A 21,425-nucleotide genomic window follows, 5' to 3' on the forward strand; every position below is an offset into this window, starting at 1 on the left:
CAGGACGCTTTTTATGCCGCAGTTCTTTATCGATCGCCCGATTTTCGCCTGGGTGGTCGCCCTGTTCATCCTGCTGGCGGGTGCCCTGGCGATCCCGCAGTTGCCGGTGGCGCAATACCCCGACGTCGCGCCGCCGCAGGTCGAAATCTACGCCGTATACCCTGGCGCCTCGGCGCAGACCATTGACGAAAGCGTGGTCAGCCTGATCGAGGAAGAGCTCAACGGCGCTGACAACCTGCTGTATTTCGAATCCCAGAGCAGCCTGGGCAGCGCGACGATCAAAGCCACTTTCCAGCCGGGCACCAACCCGGAGCTGGCCCAGGTCGACGTACAAAATCGCCTGAAAGTCGTCGAATCTCGACTGCCCCAGGCGGTGAACCAGCAGGGATTGCAGGTAGAAAAAGTGTCTTCCGGCTTCCTGCTGCTGATCACCCTCACCTCCAGCGACGGCAAACTGGACGAGACGGCGCTCAGCGATTACCTGGCGCGCAATGTGATGAACGAAATCAAGCGCCTGGACGGAGTCGGCAAGGCCCAGTTGTACGGCGCCGAGCGGGCCATGCGCATCTGGATCGACCCGCAGAAACTGATCGGTTTCAACCTGACCCCGGCCGACGTCAACGCCGCCATCGTCGCTCAGAACGCCCAGGTTTCGGCCGGTAGCATCGGCGACCTGCCGACCCGCAGCACTCAGGAAATCACTGCAACCATCCTGGTGAAAGGCCAACTGTCGACCCCGGAAGAGTTCGCCGACATCGTGCTCAAGGCCAATCCTGACGGCTCTACCGTGCGCATCGCCGATGTTGCCCGGGTGGAAATCGGCAGCCAGGAGTACCAGTTCGGCACTCGCCTGAACGGCAAGCCGTCGACCGCTGTCAGCGTGCAACTGGCACCCAGCGCCAACGCCCTGAGCACCGCAACCCTGGTCCGGGCGAAGATGGATGAGCTGGCGCGGTATTTCCCCGCAGGCGTCGAGTACAAGATCCCCTACGACACCTCGCCTTTCGTCAAGGTCTCGATCACCAAGGTCGTTTACACCCTGGTCGAAGCCATGGTGCTGGTGTTCGCAGTGATGTTCCTGTTCCTGCAGAACATTCGCTACACGCTGATCCCGACCCTGGTGGTGCCGGTCGCGCTGATGGGGACCTTCGCCACCATGCTGGCCCTGGGATTCTCGATCAACGTGCTGACCATGTTCGGCATGGTCCTGGCCATCGGCATCCTGGTGGATGACGCGATCGTGGTGGTGGAGAACGTCGAGCGGATCATGGTCACCGAAGGCCTGTCGCCCAAGGAGGCGACGCGCAAGGCCATGCAGCAGATCACCGGGGCGATCATCGGCATTACCCTGGTGCTGGTGGCCGTGTTCATTCCCATGGCGTTCATGCAGGGCTCGGTTGGGGTAATCTACCGGCAGTTTTCCCTGTCGATGGCCACCTCGATCCTATTCTCGGCGTTCCTTGCCCTGACCTTGACCCCAGCGCTGTGCGCGACCTTGCTCAAGCCCGTCGCCAAAGGCGAGCATCATGAAAAACGCGGATTCTTCGGCTGGTTCAACCGCCGCTTCGACCAACTGACCGAACGTTATCAATCCTGGGTGGCCTACGCGCTAAAGCGCACCGGGCGCTATCTGCTGATCTACGGCGTGCTGCTGATCGGCCTGGGCATTTGCTTCGTGCGCCTGCCCTCCTCGTTCCTGCCGGTTGAAGACCAGGGCTACACCATCACCGACGTGCAACTGCCGCCGGGTGCGAGCAAGAACCGCACGGTGGCGGTGGTCGAGCAGATTGAGGCGCATAACGCCAAGGAACCTGGAGTGGGCGACAGTACAGTCATCCTTGGCTTCAGTTTTTCCGGCAGCGGGCAGAACGCGGCGCTGGCGTTCACCACGCTGAAAGACTGGTCGGAGCGTGGCAGTGATGACTCGGCGAGCTCGATTGCCGACCGCGCCAACATCGCCCTGAGCCAGATCAAGGACGCTGCGGCGTTCTCGGTTTTGCCGCCACCGGTGGACGGCCTGGGCACCTCCAGCGGTTTCGAGTTCCGCTTGCAGGATCGTGGCGGCCTCGGTCATGCCACGCTGATGCAGGCTCGCACCGAGTTGCTGGAGGCAGCAGAGAAAAGCCCGATACTGATGAACGTGCGTGAAAGCGCCCTGGCCGAGGCGCCACAGGTGCAATTGATTGTCGACCGCAAGCAGGCCAATGCCCTGGGTGTGTCGTTCGCCGAGATCGGTAACGTGCTGTCCACCGCCGTCGGTTCCACCTACGTCAACGACTTCCCCAATCAGGGGCGGATGCAACGGGTGGTGGTACAGGCCGAAGGCGACCAGCGCAGCCAGGTGGCCGACCTGCTGCAAATGCACGTGCGCAACACCGCCGGAAAAATGGTGCCGTTGTCAGCCTTCGTCGAGGCCAAATGGACCCAGGGCCCGGCGCAGTTGACCCGTTACAACGGCTACCCGGCGATCAGCATTTCCGGTGAACCCAAGCCGGGGCACAGCACCGGCGAAGCCATGGCCGAGATCGAGCGCCTGGTTGCGCTGGGACCTGCGGGTTTGGGCCAGGAATGGACGGGGCTGTCCTTGCAGGAGCGGCTGTCCGGAAGCCAGGCGCCGATCCTGCTGGGGTTATCCTTGCTGATCGTGTTCCTGTGCCTGGCGGCGTTGTACGAGAGCTGGTCGATCCCGACCTCGGTGCTCCTGGTAGTACCGCTGGGCGTGCTGGGCGCGGTACTGGCCGTGACCTTGCGTGGAATGCCTAACGACGTGTTCTTCAAGGTCGGGTTGATCACCATCATTGGCCTGTCGGCGAAGAACGCGATCCTGATCATCGAGTTTGCCAAGAGCCTGTATGACGAAGGCCACGACCTGATCGACGCCACTCTGCAAGCGGCACGTTTGCGCTTGCGGCCCATCGTGATGACGTCCCTGGCGTTCATTCTCGGCGTAGTGCCGCTGGCCATTGCGACAGGCGCCAGTTCGGCCAGCCAGCAAGCCATCGGCACCGGGGTCATTGGCGGGATGATCACCGCCACCTTGGCGGTGTTATTTGTACCGGTATTTTTTGTGGTGGTGATGAAGCTGGTGCGCAAGCGCCATAAAGACCTATAGCTGCCCCCCGTTGTAGGAGCGCGCTTGCTCGCGATGAACGCAAGAACGCCGCTGTGGGTGTCAGGCTCCCAGCGTCATCGTTAACGACCATCGCGAGCAAGCTCGCCCCTACAACAGGACCGCGCTATGGTGCACTGACGTTCTGCCACCGTGAGTCCCCATGCCCCTCCTCGCCCGCACCCACCCGCGCCTTTCCGCCGCCATTACCCTCGGCATCGCAGTAGGCATCCTGGCCCCCGCCGACTCGATCATCAGCAAGATCCTCGTCGGCTGGAACGCCGGGGTCTGGACCTATCTGGTGCTGATGCTCTGGCTCACCGCCCGCGCCAAAGCGCCTGACGTGAAACGCATCGCCGAAGTCGAAGACGAAAACGCCGGTCTGGTGCTTTTTGTTGTGTGCATCGCCGCGATCGCCAGCCTGGCCACCATCGCCTTTGAGCTGGCGGGCAGCAAGCAACTGGAAGCCACGACCAGACTGCTGCACTACGGTTTCACTGCACTAACCGTGATTGGCTCATGGTTGCTGATCGGCGTGATCTTCAGCGTGCACTACGCACGCCTGTTCTACACCTGGAGCGGCAAGGACCCGGCACTGCGTTTCGCCGAGGGCCTGACCACGCCCAACTATTGGGACTTCCTGTATTTTTCGTTCACCATCGGCGTTGCGGTGCAGACTGCGGACGTGGGTGTTGCAACCCGTGATATGCGCAAGATCGTGCTGGCCCAGTCGCTGATCGGTTTTTTGTTCAACACGGCGATATTGGGGTTTTCAATCAATATCGCCGCAGGGTTGTTTGGCTGACGTCGCATTATTTAGTCGTCATCTGCGCGATTAACGGCAGCGAGTTGCCACCCGCATTTTTCGCGAAAATCCGCACGTCGTAGCGGGTTTGTGGACGCAGGACCTGCATCAAAACCCTGTTAACTACGCTGTAACGAAGCTCACCTCCCTGTGGGCCGGTCAATACAACCTCATAACCGGTTACCTCCATCGTCGCTATCGGAGCATCCCACTCCATTATTGATAATGCACCCAGTTGTGAGTAACGGAAGTTTTGCGGAGGATTTGGCGGGGCGTTCCTGGAAGACACGCAAGCCGGAATAGACCAATTTCCGGCAGCATCTCTGGCACGTACTTCAAACCTTTCGACGACGCCATCTATCAAACCAGTGACCGGACAGCTGGTTCCACTCACCGCGACCCAGGCTTCGCCATTGCGACGCATTTGATAGCCTGTCACGCCTACGTTGTCTTCAGACGCACGCCAGTCAAGTGTTGCATCACCCCGCGCGGAGGCGGTGAGCTTCAAATTACCCGGCTTGGTGGGGGGCACTCGATCATGAGTGACCACCTGAATAGACACAGGCATCGCAGGAACGGGACCTGCGATTCTGCGAGGCTGGATGTTGAACGTATATGCTTTTTCGGGAATCAAGTCCGTTAAAATGTGTTCCAGTGCAGTGGTGCGTACAGGTTCACGTCCTGGGCAGGTTATTTCGTAATCGATCAAGTATGACTGATCTACCGGGCTTTCCCACTTCAACCACGACTCGGAAAACGTTCTGCCTGGATTGTGTACGCCGCGCGGTTGCGTCATGTCCGGACCGGTTATGACAGAAGTACTAGAGGGCTCTGAGTAACCACTTTCGTTAAAAGCACGAAGCTCTAGGAAGTATTTCGTATCAGGTGCCAGATATATAATGCTGTGATGGAAGTATTTGGTTGTATGCCTGCCAATCACTTCAGGGTACTTATCATCCAGGCCATAAACGAATTCAAAATTCGGGGCTGAACTCCCGACCCAATTGACCTCAACTTTATCGAAGGTCACAACCTTATGCATCGGCCCTGGACGTGACGGGATGGGGGGACCATCCAGGGTTTTTTGGGTGATCCGCGTGGGCAAGGAACTACCGTTGGCGTTGGCTGCAGCGACCTCGACAAAGTACAGCGTATTTTTACTCAACCCCGTTAATTGATAGCTCGTGGAATACACCGTTTCGGTCTGAGCGGCGCCGCCGGACTCGACCCCATGCCTGACAATATATCTGTTCGCCCCTGTGGAGGGGGACCATGTCAGATCCATCGTCAGGATCGCCGGCGTTGCGTGCACGCTTGCCGGAGGGGCGGGAACCTGCAACGTTATTGCAGTGGCGCGCACTGATGGTGAATTGCCAGCAGTGTTATAGGCCAGGAGATCGAAATAATAGGAGGTATTGGAATTTAAACCACTCATTGTACCGCCCGGCGTCAGGAAAGTGGCGGTGTCGATGACCGAGCCATTGGGGTGCAAGCCGTAACTCACACGATATCCAGTTGCAAGCGCAGATTCTTTCCAGGTCAATGCCACTGAATAACTCGCCGAGCCAGCACTTAGATCGGTGGGTGCATCGGGTAACTCCAACCCTTGCTGGGTATGGGTAACACCCTCCGGAAAGTCCACCCATCCTTGACTGGTTAGCACGCGGACATTGACAAAGTATTTGGTTAGAGGCTGCAGCCCTGTAATGGTATTGGTTTTATTAACCGATTCGAACGTATCAATCCGGGTCGGCCACTGGTCGTCGCGCCCATACCCAACCTCGAACTTTATGTGGGCGTCGTTGTACATGGACGTGACTCTAAACGAAGTTGGCGTATGCCCATCAAAATATAAAGGCAGCATTGCTATGGGCGCCAACATTCCACAAGACTGCGTCAATGTAAGCACGCTGAGTATTTCCGAACTAATGACTTGCAAATCTTCAGCCAGCAACGTCATCTGCAACTTCGATTTATCATTTAAACTATTCAAATAGTGCAGGGGGATTTCAAACCGTAGATCACTGTTGCGCGCGCGATCGTCGAGTGGCTCCACCTGGCGCAGTTGCAATCTGGACACTGAACCATCCGCCAGGACCCCGCTGCAGGTCAAAGTGGTCATCTCACTTAATGCAAGCTCTGCCCGAGACTTAATCCGGATCGAAGCGGCGCTAAGCAGATGGCGACAGTCCAATACGCGCTCCGTAGCGTCAGGGCATTCGAAAATCGTAGATATACGGGCCATGGGGTTTCTCTCCGGACGATGGTTCATGCGACATAGTAGAGTTCGCACTCGCTCGGAACGCCACTAGCAGATCAGTTAGTGGCACTTTCCTGTACATGCACTAACGTCGGCGCTGGCTGACAATTTTGTTTCACTCCCCCCTTGACGACCCATCAGGTTATGGTGTCTTCTGAAACCGGTTTCAGCGAAAACACACCGCCGCTGCTTCCTAATAAATTCAATAATAAGGTCGTGCCCGTGAACAGTTTCTCCGCCGCCCAACGCAGCCGCGTAACCATGCTCGATGTTGCCGAGCGCGCTGGGGTCTCCAAGGCCAGCGTGTCGCGGTTCATCGGCGACGACCGCGCCCTGCTCTCTGATGCCATAGCCTTGCGCATCGAACAGGCGATCACCGAGCTCGACTATCGCCCGAACCAGATGGCCCGCGGCCTGAAGCGCGGCCGAACCCGCCTGATCGGCATGTTGGTGGCCGATATCCGCAACCCCTATTCGATTGCCGTGATGCATGGCGTGGAAACCGCATGCCGCCAGCACGGCTACAGCCTGGTGGTGTGCAACACCGACCGCGATGACGAGCAGGAACGCCTGCATCTGGCCCTGCTGCGCTCTTACAACATTCAAGGTTTGATCCTGAACACCCTTGGCCATCACCGAGACGAATTGCTTGAATTACACCGGGAGATGCCGCTAGTGCTGGTGGATCGCAAGGTCGAGCTCCTCGAAAGCGATATGGTTGGGCTGGATAATCCTGCAGCCGTCGACATGGCCCTCGCCCACCTTGAAGAACGTGGTTACCGCGACGTAATAATGGTGACCGAGCCTTTTGACGGCACCAGTTCGCGGATCGAACGGGTCAGCAGCTTCAAGGCGCGGATCGAGCAGCGGCCCGCGCTTCGCGGGACGATCATCGAAACCGGCAGCGAGCTGACGGCGAATATGAAAACCTTCCTCGACACACATGGCCCCGGCCCGAAAGCGCTGTTTTGCGCGAACGGGATTGCGGCGTTGGCCAGTACCCATTCATTGCGTGAACTTGGGTGCAACCTGTTCGAGGACGTGGGACTGATTGCCCTGGATGACCTGGATTGGTACCCCCTGGTGGGCAGCGGCATCACCGCGCTCGCCCAACCGACCACCGAGATTGGCGCCAGCGCGTTCGAGTGTTTGCTCAAGCGTTTGCGGGGGGATGACGGGGCGGTGAGGACGCTGGATTTTTCCGCGCGATTGATTGTGCGGGGGTCGACTCTTGGAGATCTGCGGTGAATGTACCGGCCCCATCGCGAGCCTACTCGCAATGGGGCGCGAAGAAACACTACAACCCTGCACGTCGATATTGTTTCGAGCAAAAATGAAACCGGTTTCAGAGGTAAAAATACAATGCATAAACCCGCCGTTTCCATCAGCCTGTCCAGCTACGGCGCCGACTTAGTGCGCCAGCGTGGCCAAGGCAGCTTCATCGATATTCTGGCCAGCGCCGGCGCCACTCGCATCGAATGGCGCGAAGAATTGCTCACCGTCGAAGCCCCCGCGCAACTCGCTGCCGCCGCTAAAGCCGGGGGCCTTGAAAGCGTGTATTCCTCGCCAATGGAAATGTGGCTGGCCGGCCAGTCCAAACCCAATCGCGAACTGATCGGCGCGTTGCAGCGAGCCGAGGCATGCGGGGCCAAATGGCTGAAAGTGTCCTTGGGTTACTTCACGGACAACAGCGACCTTGCGGCCCTGACTCGCACACTCGCCCAGAGCCCGGTGCAGCTGTTGGTTGAGAACGACCAGACCCTGCACGGCGGTCGCATCGAACCCTTCCAGCGTTTTTTCGATGCAGTGGAGCGGCACAATCTCCCCATCAAGATGACTTTCGACATCGGCAACTGGCACTGGCAGGACCAGTCGGCTGCCAGCGCTGCGCGATTGCTCGGTCGCCATGTGGGTTATGTGCACTGCAAAGCGGTGACCCGTCGCGCCGACGGCAAGCTGGTCGCTATCCCGCCCGCCGCCAGCGACTTGCAACAGTGGGAACACCTGCTGGGGCACATGGCCCAAGGCGTCATGCGCGCGGCGGAATACCCGTTGCAGGGCGATGACCTGGTGCAGTTGACCCGCGAACACGTCGCCACCCTCGCCCACCTGGGCCAATCGAAGCGGAACTTCCCCCATGTCTGAGATCGATATTCTGTCGTTCGGCGAAACCATGGCGATGTTCGTCGCCGAACAGGCCGGCGACCTGTCCAGTGTCAGCGCTTTCCGCAAACGCATTGCCGGGGCCGACAGCAATGTCGCCATTGGCTTGTCGCGGCTGGGGTTCAAGGTGGCATGGTTGAGTCGGGTGGGTGCCGATTCCCTGGGCCGGTTTGTCATCGACACGCTGGAAAAGGAAGGTCTGGATTGCCGCCACGTCGATATTGACCTCGCCCACCCTACCGGTTTCCAGCTCAAATCCCGCACTGACGATGGCAGCGACCCCGCCGTCGAGTACTTCCGTCGCGGTTCGGCAGCCAGCCACCTGTCGCCGCACTCGATCGTGCCCCATTTGCTCAAGGCCCGACACCTGCACGCCACCGGCATCCCACCGGCGCTATCGCAAACCGCACGGCAGATGTCGTTCGAATTGATGACCCGCATGCGCGAGGCCGGGCGCAGCGTTTCCTTCGACCCGAACCTGCGCCCCGGCCTGTGGGACAGCGAGCAACAGATGATCAGCGAGATCAACCGCCTCGCCGCACTCGCGCATTGGGTGTTGCCGGGGCTGAGTGAGGGTCGCTTGCTCACCGGTTTCGACGATCCGGCCGACATCGCCGCCTTCTACCTCGATAAGGGCGCCGAAGCGGTGGCGATCAAGCTGGGGCCGCATGGCGCTTACTACCGCACGCATCTGGATGCCGGTTTTGTCGACGGCGTTCCGGTGAAAACGGTGGTCGATACCGTCGGGGCCGGTGATGGATTCGCCGTCGGCATCATCAGCGCCCTGCTCGACAACCACAGTTTTACCGAAGCTGTGCAGCGGGCCAACTGGATTGGCAGCCGGGCGGTGCAAAGTCGGGGGGATATGGAGGGGTTGCCGACCCGATCCGAGATGTCCGTAGAGTTCGAGGCCGCCAGCGCGAGCAGGCTCGCTCCCACACTGGACCGGATTCCAACACAAATCCCCTGTGGGAGCGAGCCTGCTCGCGATGAGGCCTGACCATTCACTGAAGATTTCGAATTCGTTACCTGCTGCGACAAAAACAACAAGCTCAGGAGCACCACCATGAAAACCGCAACCCTCGCCACCCGCCGCTGGTGGTACATCATGCCCATCGTGTTTATCACCTACAGCCTGGCATATCTGGACCGCGCCAACTACGGGTTCGCGGCTGCCTCGGGCATGGCGGCAGATCTGATGATCACCCCAGGCCTGTCATCCCTGCTCGGCGCCCTGTTCTTCCTCGGCTACTTTTTCTTCCAGGTACCGGGCGCGATTTATGCGCAAAAGCACAGCGTGAAAAAGCTGATATTTGTCAGCCTGATCCTCTGGGGCGGGCTGGCCACCCTGACCGGGATCGTCTCCAATGCCTACTGGCTGATCGTCATCCGCTTCATGCTTGGGGTGGTCGAAGCTGCGGTGATGCCAGCGATGCTGATCTACCTGTGTCACTGGTTCACCCGCGCCGAACGCTCCCGCGCTAACACCTTTCTGATCCTCGGCAACCCGGTCACCATGCTGTGGATGTCAGTGGTTTCGGGGTATCTGGTGCAGCATTACAGCTGGCGCTGGATGTTCATTATCGAAGGTCTGCCGGCGGTGCTCTGGGCTTTTATCTGGTGGCGCCTGGCGGACGATCGTCCGGCTCAGGCCAAGTGGCTCAGTGACCAGGAAAAAAACGATCTGGAAAGCGCCCTGGCCGCCGAGCAGGTCGGCATCAAAGCGGTGAAGAACTACGCCGAAGCGTTCCGCTCACCCAAGGTCATCCTCCTGGCCTTGCAGTTTTTCTGCTGGAGCATCGGTGTCTACGGCTTCGTGCTATGGCTGCCATCGATTCTCAAGGCTGGCGCGCAAATGGACATGATCGAAGCCGGCTGGCTTTCGGCGCTACCCTATCTGGCGGCCGTCATTGGCATGCTGCTGGTGTCCTGGGGCTCGGACAAGCTGCAAAAACGCAAGCGTTTCGTCTGGCCGCCGCTGCTGATCGCGTCGATTGCTTTCTATGGGTCCTACGCGCTGGGCGCCGAACACTTCTGGTGGTCCTACACCTTGTTGGTGATTGCTGGTGCCAGCATGTATGCGCCTTACGGGCCGTTTTTCGCCATCATTCCGGAAATCCTCCCGGCCAACGTTGCCGGCGGCGCCATGGCGTTGATCAACAGCATGGGCGCGCTGGGTTCGTTCGGCGGCTCCTACCTGGTGGGTTACCTGAACAGCGCCACCGGTTCGCCCGGTGCTTCGTACCTGCTCATGAGCGGCGCGCTGATGCTCTCGGTGGTGCTGACCATTTGCCTCAAACCTGGCGCCAGTGACCGGGAGCGTCCCACGGTCGGCTTAACCCGCGCTGCCGCCCACTCCTGATCGAGATCATGACAATGAAAAAGCAGGTTGTTCTGTACAAAAAACTCTCGCCGCTGCAGATGGCTCGCCTGCACGCGCAGGCCGAAGTGACGCTGATCGAACGCCTCGACGCCGATGGCCTGGCCCGATTGCGCGATGCCCTGCCCCGCGCCCATGGCCTGCTCGGTGCCAGCCTGAAGCTGGATGCCGAACTGCTCGATCTTGCGCCTGACCTGGAAGCCATCGCCAGCGTCTCAGTGGGCGTCGACAACTACGACATCGAATACCTGACCGAGCGGCGCATCTTGCTGAGCAATACCCCGGACGTGCTAACCGAAACCACCGCCGACACCGGTTTTGCGTTGATCCTCGCGGCCGCCCGACGCGTGGTAGAACTGGCGAACATGGTTCGCGCAGGCAGTTGGAACCGCAACCTTGGCCCCGCACATTTCGGCAGCGACGTGCACGGCAAAACCCTGGGTATCATCGGCATGGGCCGCATCGGCGAAGCACTCGCCCAACGCGGGCATTGCGGGTTCGGCATGCCGGTGATCTATCACAGTAACTCGCCAAAGCCAGCAGTCGAGCAGCGCTTTAATGCGCAGTACCGCAGCCTGAGCGAGCTGTTGCAACAGGCGGATTTCATCTGCCTGACCTTGCCATTGACCGCTGAAACCGAACGGTTGATCGGCACAGAGGCATTTGCCCTGATGCGACCACAAAGCATCTTCATCAACATTTCCCGGGGCAAGGTGGTGGATGAAGCGGCGTTGATCGAGGCGTTGCGTGCGGGGCAGATTCGCGCGGCGGGGTTGGATGTGTTTGAGCGTGAGCCGCTGAACTACGACTCGCCGCTGTTGCAGATGGACAACGTGGTGGCAACGCCGCATATGGGCTCGGCAACCCATGAGACCCGGGAGGCGATGGCTCGGTGTGCGGTCGATAATCTGCTGGCGGCATTGGCGGGTGAGCGTCCGGCAAATCTGGTGAATCGGGCGGCCTGGAAAGACTAAGATCAAAAGATTACAGCCTGCGGCAGCTCCTACATCGGAACGCGTACATCCGTAGGAGCTGCCGCAGGCTGCGATCTTTTCTCAGGCCCGCCGCGCTTCCAGAAGGTCCATGGCACACAGCGCAATCCGTCGACATGCATCAGCCAGTTTGCGCTGGTCCACCACCAGGCCGATGCGGATATGCCCCGCCGCACTCGGCCCGAAAGCCTCACCTGCCAGCACCGACACGCCATACCCTTGCAGCAGCCGCTCAGCGAAATGCTGAGCGGACAACCCGCTCTGGCGCACATCAGCCATCACGAACATCCCGCCATCCGGCCGAATGGCCCGGATACCAGGACATTGGTTCAGGCTCGCACACACCAGGTCGCGCCGCTGGCGATACTCTTCGCGCATCAGCGCAACCTCCGGAAGATCTTCATCCAGCGCCAGTTGCGCCGCCTTTTGAACGAACTCCGGAATGCCAAACAGCATGCTCAACGAGAGATGCTCCAGATGGTCGTTCAAGGGTTTGGGCCCGATCACCCACCCCACCCTCCAGCCGCTCATAGCATGGGATTTGGACAGGCTGTCGATGGTCGCAGTGCGCTCGGCCATGCCTGGCAGACTGGCCGGGCTGGTGTGTTCGCCCTCGTACAGCAGATCACCGTAGACCTCGTCACTGATCAACCACAGGTCGTGACGTACACACAACAAGGCCAGCTCCTTCCAGATTGTCAGCGACAAACTGGCGCCGGAGGGGTTGTTCGGGCTGTTGAGCAACAGCGCGCGGGTCTTGGGGGTGATCCGGGCCTCAACATCCGCCGGATCGACCCGAAAGCCGTTCTCCGGACGGACCGCCACCGGCACCACGGTGGCGCCGCACGCGCCAAACACGCCTTCATAGGACACGTACATCGGCTCGGCGACTATTACTTCGTCACCCGGATCAAGCAGGCACTGCGCGACCGAATACACCGCGCATTGCGCGCCAGGCATCACGATCACATGGTCGGCATCCACCACCTGACCACTTCGACGCCGATGACGGCGGGCAATGCTGTCGCGCAAAGCCCGATTTCCGCGCACCTGCGAGTAGTGGGTATCGCCGGCCAGCAAGCTGTCGATGGCGGCCTGGACGATGGGGCTGGGTGTATCGAAATCCGGGTCGCCGACCGACAGCAGCAGTACGTCGACACCCTCTTCGCGCATTTGCAGCGCGCGGTTATGAATCTGCCAGGCCGCAGCGCCTTCACCGGCGATGCGTTGGGTCAAGCCTGAATAGCGCATGTATTTCTCCAATCGCGCGAGTTCCTGAGTCAACCCTATCTCAAATCGCGCCGCGCGCCAGTACCACCTTGAAATCGACGAACGGATGGGGTGATAAAAAATTCAGAGATATCTCCTACACAGCTTGATCCCTTTGCTGACAGCCAGTTCTGCGAAGTCCGATTAAAGTCCACTACCTGTAATTTGTGACAGGTTCCAAGCGGGGTGATTCGCGCTATAAGGAAACCGAGCCTCCAGCCCTGAAGTCAGGTGCCTGAAGGACGGTCGCGCGAACCATGCCATCAAGATGTAGGAAGATTCCACCGCGCCCACGCCGTCAATGATGATGAATGGGAGATTCAACTATGTACCGTGCCAATACCGTGTCGGTTCGATCATCGCCAACCCAGACCGGTTTCCAGCCGCCAGAGCGCCCACAACCTGAAGCGATCAAGCTGACGGCGCGGGAACAGGAGCTTTTGCAGTGGGCCGCCATTGGTAAATCCTCCTGGGAAATCGCGCAGATCATCCAATGCACCGAGGCTGGTGTGAATTACCATTTTTGCAATATCCGCCGAAAATTCGGCGTGAGGTCGCGCTGGACCGCCATGGTCATGGCACTGGAACGAGGTCTGATTCACGCACCTTGAACCACGTCTCTTCAGCGGTCGGCCTGTCATTGACCCCTGTTGAGACTTTCATGATGCTGGCCCCCATACCTCGATCCCAACCGTTTGAACTCTCCCGCGCCAATGCCTGTGACGACACGCCAGTGCCCCATGGGCATCAACCCAACAAAGCGCTGCGAATCATCATCGCCGACGATCATCCGGTCGTGCTTTCGGGCATCGAAATGGTGCTCTCCTCCTATGCCGACACCCCATATTCAGTGGTCGCCACGGCTGAAAATGCCGATGAGCTGATCCATCATCTGCAGCGCACGCCCTGTGACCTGGTGATCAGCGACTACGTGATGCCTTATGGATGCTTCCCCGATGGGCTGGCATTGATGAGTTACCTCAAACGGCACTTCGCCTCCCTGCCGCTGATTGTGATAACCATGTTGCGCAACCCCTCCTTGTTGCAAGCCTTGCTCAATGTCGGTGTGAATAGCCTGTTCGACAAGCGCAGCGCCTTGAGCGAGTTGAAACGAGCGGTTTACTCTACCGCTAGGGGACGTCGATACCTTTGCCCGACTTTTGCCGCGATTCTCGATGCCCAGGCCTTGCCCATCGCTGGTTCGAACACACCTTCAGTGAGCCTCTCGAACCGGGAAATCGAAGTGGTCAGGTTGTTTGCCCAGGGACTGTCCGGGCGACAAATTGCCGCGCAACTGAACCGCAGCGAAAAAACCATCAGCAGGCAAAAACGTACCGCCATGGACAAGTTGGGACTTGTGCATGACGGTGGGTTGATGGAGTTTGCGCGGGTGAGTGGGTTGCGAAGTACTTGATTAAAATGTATCCGCATGGAATGCGGATACATTCAAGACACCATCGATCAAAAACATCCCTTACACGTTAAAGCCGAATCGGTCTTTAGTCCGTCGCGCGAGATCTGGCATACGTAGAACCCGGTTGCGCACCGGCAAATCAAAATATATATCTAACCGTTCTTGCCCCCTACCTGTCATCCATACCGCACCTGGTATGGTTTCATGTGGTCCTATAGTTGAGCCTTCCTTACTCATCTTTAGCGCATCTGCATACGCTTCTGGAAAGTGTTTCTTATTATGCTCAGGGTTATGTTCTTTCCATTTCGGCAGTTTGATCTTCGTCGGCCGGGGTACATCAGAACGTACATTACCTCCAGCAGCCCCATTATCCAGTACATCCAAGTCGTAGTCCGGCGCCGGCTCTGGATCTGGCCCTGCTGAAGGAGATCTCTTAATATTAAGCCCCGCCATATCATCTGTGACATTCGACATACCGGATGCGCCGGGCCGACCTGTCCTTCCGGCATGCGAGGAGCCGGACTTAACAGTTCTTGTTACGGATCGCCCCGTTCTTCCCATATTCGCCCCCATCCGAGTCACATCGTCGCCGACACCGCTCATAAGCACCACGAAGAGTTTGGCAAGTGCGGAATGCCCTGAATCATCCCTGAACTTGATCGGATTTTCCCGTAATCGTGTAGGTCACTTCGCCTTTACCCCACGAAATGCCGGTGACGAAAATAGGCTGGATGTGAGTGCCGAAAGGTTCGATAAGCCACACGATTCCCTCATCGGCCTGCTCTTGAGAAATGTTGGTGAAGGTGAATTCTTTCTTGGCGCCGGCCACGTGTTCCGGAGTCGTAAAATTTTTATACGCCTCCCACGTCACCTTGACGTCATCGCCCGCGTTCATGTGAACACTTGGTGGGATTCTGTACTGGAAGCCGTAACTGGTGCTGGCGTCGTTCCAGCGCAAGGAACGACAGGTAAGGGATCGGCCATCGGTCGTATGCAAAGGTTCGGCCGGCGGCATTGTCAGGACCAGGAACTTGATCTCAACCGGTGTACGGATTTTCGGTTCTTGCGGGTTTGCGTGGCCCGGGTTCGTCAGCAAGTACCACACTGGCATAGCATCGTTGGGGCCTTGGCTGCGGATAACGTCCCAGTCGAGCTTGATCTCGATAGTGTCCCCCGCGCTGTCGTCCAGTATATCGATAACATAGGGATTACCGATCGGTGTTCCGTTCCACATGACCTGGTACACATCACCGGTGACCAAGGGTGCGACGAGCGGGATTTTGGCAAATACATCCTTGTTCTCATCGGCAGAGACCAATACGTTATCTACGTCGGAATCCCCTACAATCGTGACCGCCGTCAAATCGGGGTTGCCAGGTTCCGGCAAAGGGTTCACCGGCCCGGTATTGGACAGGTTACATTTAACGGTTTCAACCGCCGAGCCAAAAGGCTCGACACCGCGCTCCACCGTGTAACTTACAGGGGTATCCACACTGCCAGTCGCACTACCATAAACCCGCAAAATTATCTCCCACGGCACGAAAATGTCAAAACCGTTAACTGGGTTAGGTCCCACAGGTGTACCGGGTCTAAGCTCCTGATCTTTCCATTTGACGACGATGGTGTCGGTTTCTTTGCCGTTGGCTATTTTGTCTATATGGACGATGACTCCACCATTGATGATGTCCGAGCGAAGCAGCTCCCCACCGGTAGAATCCGTAACCTCAGGCTTAGCCAGAGGCACAAGCGGTAAGGGCCCCAGCGCTACCGACATGAGCTCATACAAAGACAGCGCGCTGGGATTGCCCGCCTTGTCGATCAGGATGTACCCCCCGCAACACAGGCCGTCCCCCGCATCCGTGAATCGGGATTTGGGGATTTTTACCTTGCCGCCGGCGAGGATCGGCTCCGGTCCGATCAGAGGGATGCCAGCGGGATCTTCGGGCAACTCGCCTTTCAACCAAGCGAAGGCGACCTTGGTGCCAACTGGATCGCCGGTCCAGTTGGGAATTGTTGCCTCCAGGAAATCATCCGTGCCAAACGTTGTATCGATGATGGGAGACGTGATGGAGAACACCATCTTGCTCGGAGGTATCCCTGCATTCGGAGCGATCTTATCGATAAAGATGCGTACGCGGTTGGAGTGGTCAGTAGATCCTTGATGGCTGACATGCTCATACCTGAGGTCGAAAGCACCTTCGTTTTCCGAATCCACCAGAAATACGCTGGGGATAGTGAAGTCCAACTGTGCCCAGGTATCCCCACCGGTGAAGGAATGCTCTGTCAATACTGTCCACTCGTTACTGCCGCCACGCGCAATCTGGAGCCTGAAATAATCAACGTCCGGGGGAGCGTCCGGCAGCGTTCCACCCCATGTAACGATCGTGGTCTTTTGATCTGTATTCAGCGTTGACCGGAGTATTAGTCCGGTAGTGTCCCCGGCTATCACGATATGTCTGACATCCGGATCTTGAACAACCAATGTTGCGGCCCCGCCGGATGTTGCTTGCCCGACAGGCATTGGTTGCTCCTTATTATCTTGACCTGACATGTTGTCGCTCTCCGTGTTCACCACTGCCACCATGGGCTCCCATGGCGCTCGAGTTCGAAAGCAGACCGAATACTGTCGGGAACAGTCCAAAAGCCTCCCGCCGTTCTGCGTTGGGGAGAAGTAGATCGCTTTTTTCAAAACCGCGTAACTGTCAATGTTGACAGGTAACTGCTATTACAGCCGCAAATCCCACAGGGCCTGAATTGATCAATCAGTCAATATTTGCTATTGAAAGCACGTATCCTCCACACCCCGTCTTACCTCCACCGTCGCGAGGACAAGTTGTCTAAAGGCATCGCTCTATCGGTCACGGCCTCCGTGCTGTTTGCCGTCATGTATTACTACACCTCGCTGCTCGCCCCCTTGAGCGGCGTGGAGATTTTTGGCTGGCGCATGCTGCTGACCGTGCCGTGCATGACCGTTTACATGGTGGTGTCCGGCGAATGGAAGCGGGTGGTCGAGCTGGTACGACGTGTTATCGCCACGCCGAAATTAATTGCCGGCCTGGTCGCCTCCTCTGCCCTGCTCGGCGTGCAGCTGTGGTTGTTCATGTGGGCGCCGCTCAACGGCTACAGCCTTGATGTTTCGCTGGGGTATTTCCTGCTGCCTTTGACCATGGTACTCACGGGAAGAATCGCCTTTGGCGAGCGCTTGTCCTATCTGCAAAAAGTTGCGGTGGTGTTCGCCTGCCTCGGGGTGATCAACGAGCTGTACCAGGTGGGTGGTTTTTCCTGGGCGACCCTGCTGGTGTGCATCGGTTATCCAACATTTTTTGTACTGCGCAAACGCCTGAAATCAGACAACCTGGGTGGCCTGTGGCTGGACATGGCGCTGACCCTGCCGGTGGCGTTCTGGCTTGTGCAAAGTGGCGACCAGGGCTTTGCGGTGTTTGACCTGTACCCGTGGTTGTCGCTGCTGATTCCGCTGCTTGGGGTCATCAGTGCGTCGGCGCTGGTGGTCTATATCATCGCCAGCCGTTTGTTGCCGTTCAGCTTGTTCGGGCTGTTGAGCTATGTTGAGCCGGTGCTGTTGCTGGGGGTGGCTTTGTTGCTGGGGGAAAGCATCAAGCCCGGTGAATGGCTGACCTACATTCCGATCTGGATGGCGGTATTGGTACTGGTGTTTGAAGGGTTCAAGCATTTGATGCGCCATCGCCGGCCCTAGAAACACCACAAAACAATGTGGGAGCGAGCCTGCTCGCGAAGGCGGTGTGTCAGTCAACATTAACGTTGAAAGCACAATCGCTATCGCGAGCAGGCTCGCTCCCACAGTTTTTACGGTGTAACGATTTAATCAGTGCTCAGCACGCCACGACGCACTTGATCCCGCTCGATCGATTCGAACAGCGCCTTGAAGTTGCCTTCGCCAAATCCATCATCGCCTTTACGCTGGATGAACTCGAAGAACACCGGGCCCATCAGGGTTTCCGAGAAGATCTGCAGCAGCAGGCGCTTGTCGCCCGACTCCGACGAACCGTCGAGCAGGATGCCACGCATCTGCAGTTCGTTGACCGGCTCACCATGGTTCGGCAAACGGCCTTCGAGCATCTCGTAGTAGGTCTCAGGCGGCGCGGTCATGAAGCGCATGCCGATCTTCTTCAGGCGGTCCCAGGTGTCGATCAGGTTGTCGCTGAGGAAGGCCACGTGCTGGATGCCTTCGCCATTGAACTGCATCAGGAACTCTTCGATCTGCCCGGCGCCCTTGGACGACTCTTCGTTCAACGGGATGCGGATCATGCCGTCCGGTGCGGTCATGGCCTTGGAGGTCAGACCGGTGTATTCACCCTTGATATCGAAGTAGCGGATCTCGCGGAAGTTGAACAGCTTCTCGTAGAAATTCGCCCAGTACGCCATGCGGCCGCGATAGACGTTGTGGGTCAGGTGATCAATGATCTTCAGGCCCGCGCCTTCTGGGTTGCGGTCCACGCCTTCGATGAATACGAAGTCGATGTCGTAGATCGAACTGCCTTCACCAAAACGATCGATCAGGTACAGCGGCGCACCACCGATGCCCTTGATCGCCGGCAGGTGCAGCTCCATCGGGCCGGTCTCGATGTGGATCGGCTGGGCGCCGAGTTCCAGAGCGCGCTTGTAGGCCTTCTGCGAATCCTTGACGCGGAACGCCATGCCGCACACCGACGGTCCGTGTTCGGCCGCGAAGTACGAGGCAACGCTGTTGGGCTCATTGTTGAGGATCAGGTTGATCGCGCCCTGGCGATACAGGTGCACGTCCTTGGAGCGGTGGGTCGCCACCTTGGTGAAGCCCATGATCTCGAAGATCGGCTCCAGGGTGTTCGGGGTTGGCGATGCAAATTCGATGAACTCGAAGCCCATCAGGCCCATTGGGTTTTCGTATAAATCTGCCATGGTTGGCGCCTCATCATGCTTTTAGAATTAACAGCTGAAATAACAAATGTTAGTTGCTGGCAATGCTGAGGTCGGCGGGCGGCGCGCAGGAGATACCTCTCACGCTGCGCGCGAGGAAGTCACCATAGATCAGTTGAAACCCAAATATCTTCATTGTCGACCCAAGGCTAAGACGGGCGAGGCTTCTGCTGCCAGAAGACGATTATTCTTGTATGCGTAACCGGATTCTACACAGCGTAAACATATTTGTCCGCCTTCTGTATCAAATCCTCATTCAACGCTGTCGCGTAAGGGGTGTATTGTCCCGGGCAGACTGGCCAAAGGCCAACTATCATGGCCGCTGTCACACTCTTTTTGGAAGGCCTGTGGTTGTCCTGCCAGCAGTTGAGAGCCCTATCTCGTCACCCAGGTTTACCAAATGCAATTGAGCACCAACACCCGCCGCAAACGCAGTTTCCGCATCATCGTCACCCTGCTCAGCGCACTGCTGCCGATCCTGCTGGGCGTTGTGATTCTTTACCTGCAGGCGCAACGCGCCCTGGAGCAGAGTTCGCGCCTGACTGCCGAAGAGGCCATCCTTCAATTCGACCTGATGCTCGACAACACCGCCCAGGCAGCAGAAGAACTATTGCCGTTGGCCGGTCAGCCTTGTGTCGACGTCAAACTGGCCCTGCGCGAACAAGTCACCCGCCGCCCCTTTGTACGCTCGACGAGCCTGTTGTGGGACGACACGCTCTATTGCAGCTCGCTGTTCGGTGAAGCTCACGAAAAAATAATGCCGGGTGATTATAACCAAGGGCAGTTACTGCTGATGAAGGGTAACCCGGTGACACCTGACACCGCTTTGCTGGTCTATCGGCTGCGCAAAGGCGAACAGGGCGCATTGAGCACCCTGGACGGTTATCACCTGAGCAATATCCTGCGTCTGATCGGGCGCAAGAGCATCTTGCTGTTGCAGGTAGGCCCTAACTGGCTTGACGCCAATGGGCAGTTCCACGAGGGCCCCCTGCCCGTCTTGCCTGTGGCGCAAACGGCCCTAGACTCGCAACATTATGCCTTTAACGTGACAGCGGGTTTCCCCGAAGGCGAGACCTGGCGCTACATCAGCACCGAGTACCCGCCGCTATTCAGCCTGCTGATTTTTTTTGGCGTGATCTCCGGGCTGATCGGGCACATTCTGCAGAAGCGTTCGACTTCGCCAAGTGTCGAGATGCAACGGGCACTGGAAGCCAGGGAATTTGTTCCGTACTTTCAGCCAGTGGTGTCGGGCGACAGCAAACAGTGGTCGGGCGCCGAAGTGCTGATGCGCTGGAACCATCCGAAAGAGGGCCTGGTGCGGCCAGACCTGTTCATCCCCTTTGCCGAACATTCCGGGCTGATCGTGCCCATGACCCGCTCATTGATGCAACAAACCGCCGAACTCCTCGCGCCCATCGCCAGCTCTTTCGATCAACCATTGCGCATCGGCATCAACATAACTGCCAGTCATTGCAAGGACCTGCAACTGATCAACGATTGCCGCGAATTCCTCAGCCATTTCACTCCGGGCTCGGTCTGCCTGGTGCTGGAGTTGACCGAGCGAGAACTGATCGTCCCCACTGACATCACCCACCAACTGTTCGAACAACTGCATGATCTCGGGGTAAATATCGCCATCGATGACTTCGGCACCGGGCATTCGAGCCTCGGCTACTTGCGTCAGTTCAATGTCGACTTCCTGAAAATCGATCAGAGTTTCGTCGCCATGATCGGCGCCGATGCGCTGTCGGGGCATATCCTCGACAGCATTATTGAGCTCTCGGTGAAGCTCAATCTGGGCATCGTTGCAGAGGGTGTGGAAACCGAAGAGCAAAGTGATTATCTGACGGCTCGTGGTGTCGGTTTCCTGCAGGGTTATCTGTTCGCGCGACCGATGCCCGGCGCGCAGTTCATTAAGGCATTAACAAAACGTTAATTTATCGACTCGAACGGAGCACTAATGACGCCGCGCGCGAACACTTCGACACGCGGCTGTTGTTACATGTAGAAAAGTTCATTATTTACTCTTTTCGCGTTAACCACTACACTTTTTACTGCTCGCACAAATATGCGCGAACGAGCCACTAGCACCGAGTCG

The 21,425-nt window shown here is 58.0% G+C and carries 16 protein-coding genes; 11 read left to right on the plus strand and 5 right to left on the minus strand.

Annotated elements, in window-relative coordinates:
• Nucleotides 1-13 precede the first annotated feature (13 nt).
• Nucleotides 14-3,112, plus strand: coding sequence for an efflux RND transporter permease subunit (locus tag L9059_RS09595; protein ID WP_247290343.1), 3,099 nt, complete (start codon nucleotides 14-16; stop codon nucleotides 3,110-3,112).
• Nucleotides 3,113-3,272: 160 nt separating this feature from the next.
• On the plus strand, nucleotides 3,273-3,914 hold the full coding sequence (locus L9059_RS09600) for a DUF1345 domain-containing protein (RefSeq protein ID WP_247290345.1): 642 nt from the start codon (nucleotides 3,273-3,275) through the stop codon (nucleotides 3,912-3,914).
• A gap of 7 nt (nucleotides 3,915-3,921) precedes the next feature.
• Here L9059_RS09600 and L9059_RS09605 read toward each other — a convergent pair whose 3' ends face one another.
• The gene (locus L9059_RS09605) at nucleotides 3,922-6,159 is read right to left on the minus strand and encodes a fibronectin type III domain-containing protein (RefSeq protein ID WP_247290348.1); all 2,238 of its coding nucleotides are present in this window, start codon (nucleotides 6,157-6,159) and stop codon (nucleotides 3,922-3,924) included.
• Between the two features lie 237 nt (nucleotides 6,160-6,396).
• On the opposite strand from L9059_RS09605, the gene L9059_RS09610 reads away from it, so the two are divergent.
• From L9059_RS09610 to L9059_RS09630, 5 genes are all read left to right on the plus strand, one after another.
• Complete coding sequence (locus tag L9059_RS09610; RefSeq protein ID WP_345894295.1) at nucleotides 6,397-7,422, plus strand: LacI family DNA-binding transcriptional regulator; 1,026 nt, start codon at nucleotides 6,397-6,399, stop codon at nucleotides 7,420-7,422.
• 114 nt (nucleotides 7,423-7,536) lie between these two features.
• On the plus strand, nucleotides 7,537-8,319 hold the full coding sequence (locus L9059_RS09615) for a sugar phosphate isomerase/epimerase family protein (RefSeq protein WP_247290350.1): 783 nt from the start codon (nucleotides 7,537-7,539) through the stop codon (nucleotides 8,317-8,319).
• Nucleotides 8,312-9,337 carry a sugar kinase gene (locus tag L9059_RS09620; RefSeq protein WP_247290352.1) on the plus strand — a complete coding sequence of 342 codons (1,026 nt, stop codon included), beginning with the start codon at nucleotides 8,312-8,314 and terminating at the stop codon, nucleotides 9,335-9,337. The genes L9059_RS09615 and L9059_RS09620 overlap by 8 nt, the downstream gene beginning before the upstream one ends.
• 66 nt (nucleotides 9,338-9,403) lie before the next feature.
• A complete protein-coding gene (locus L9059_RS09625) occupies nucleotides 9,404-10,699 on the plus strand; it encodes an MFS transporter (protein ID WP_247290354.1) in 1,296 nt (431 codons plus the stop codon).
• A gap of 14 nt (nucleotides 10,700-10,713) precedes the next feature.
• On the plus strand, nucleotides 10,714-11,691 hold the full coding sequence (locus L9059_RS09630) for a 2-hydroxyacid dehydrogenase (RefSeq protein ID WP_247290356.1): 978 nt from the start codon (nucleotides 10,714-10,716) through the stop codon (nucleotides 11,689-11,691).
• An 81-nt stretch (nucleotides 11,692-11,772) separates the two neighbouring features.
• Here L9059_RS09630 and L9059_RS09635 read toward each other — a convergent pair whose 3' ends face one another.
• Nucleotides 11,773-12,960 (minus strand): pyridoxal phosphate-dependent aminotransferase, encoded by a 1,188-nt coding sequence (locus L9059_RS09635; protein WP_247290358.1) that lies wholly within the window; start codon nucleotides 12,958-12,960, stop codon nucleotides 11,773-11,775.
• 329 nt (nucleotides 12,961-13,289) lie between these two features.
• Between L9059_RS09635 and L9059_RS09640 the strand changes: the two genes are divergently transcribed.
• Nucleotides 13,290-13,589: a helix-turn-helix transcriptional regulator gene (locus L9059_RS09640; protein ID WP_247290359.1), complete on the plus strand. Its 300-nt coding sequence runs from the start codon at nucleotides 13,290-13,292 to the stop codon at nucleotides 13,587-13,589.
• Nucleotides 13,590-13,639: 50 nt separating this feature from the next.
• Nucleotides 13,640-14,392, plus strand: a complete 753-nt coding sequence (locus L9059_RS09645) for a response regulator (RefSeq protein ID WP_247290361.1) — start codon at nucleotides 13,640-13,642, stop codon at nucleotides 14,390-14,392.
• A 60-nt stretch (nucleotides 14,393-14,452) separates the two neighbouring features.
• On the opposite strand, the gene L9059_RS09650 is transcribed toward L9059_RS09645, so the two are convergent.
• Together L9059_RS09650 and L9059_RS09655 are read right to left on the minus strand one after the other, a co-directional pair.
• Nucleotides 14,453-14,866, minus strand: a complete 414-nt coding sequence (locus L9059_RS09650) for a hypothetical protein (protein ID WP_247290363.1) — start codon at nucleotides 14,864-14,866, stop codon at nucleotides 14,453-14,455.
• A 169-nt stretch (nucleotides 14,867-15,035) separates the two neighbouring features.
• Nucleotides 15,036-16,943, minus strand: coding sequence for a hypothetical protein (locus L9059_RS09655; RefSeq protein ID WP_247290365.1), 1,908 nt, complete (start codon nucleotides 16,941-16,943; stop codon nucleotides 15,036-15,038).
• A gap of 282 nt (nucleotides 16,944-17,225) precedes the next feature.
• Between L9059_RS09655 and rarD the strand changes: the two genes are divergently transcribed.
• The gene (gene rarD, locus L9059_RS09660; protein ID WP_247290366.1) at nucleotides 17,226-18,107 is read left to right on the plus strand and encodes an EamA family transporter RarD; all 882 of its coding nucleotides are present in this window, start codon (nucleotides 17,226-17,228) and stop codon (nucleotides 18,105-18,107) included.
• A 125-nt stretch (nucleotides 18,108-18,232) separates the two neighbouring features.
• Here the strand turns inward: rarD and hppD are convergent, their stop codons facing one another.
• Nucleotides 18,233-19,309, minus strand: a complete 1,077-nt coding sequence (hppD, locus tag L9059_RS09665) for a 4-hydroxyphenylpyruvate dioxygenase (RefSeq protein ID WP_122840599.1) — start codon at nucleotides 19,307-19,309, stop codon at nucleotides 18,233-18,235.
• A gap of 418 nt (nucleotides 19,310-19,727) precedes the next feature.
• On the opposite strand from hppD, the gene L9059_RS09670 reads away from it, so the two are divergent.
• A complete protein-coding gene (locus L9059_RS09670) occupies nucleotides 19,728-21,263 on the plus strand; it encodes an EAL domain-containing protein (protein ID WP_247290368.1) in 1,536 nt (511 codons plus the stop codon).
• The last annotated feature ends 162 nt before the right edge of the window (nucleotides 21,264-21,425 follow it).

Origin of the sequence: Pseudomonas violetae, from assembly GCF_023072615.1 — a bacterium.
Classification (GTDB): domain Bacteria; phylum Pseudomonadota; class Gammaproteobacteria; order Pseudomonadales; family Pseudomonadaceae; genus Aquipseudomonas; species Aquipseudomonas violetae.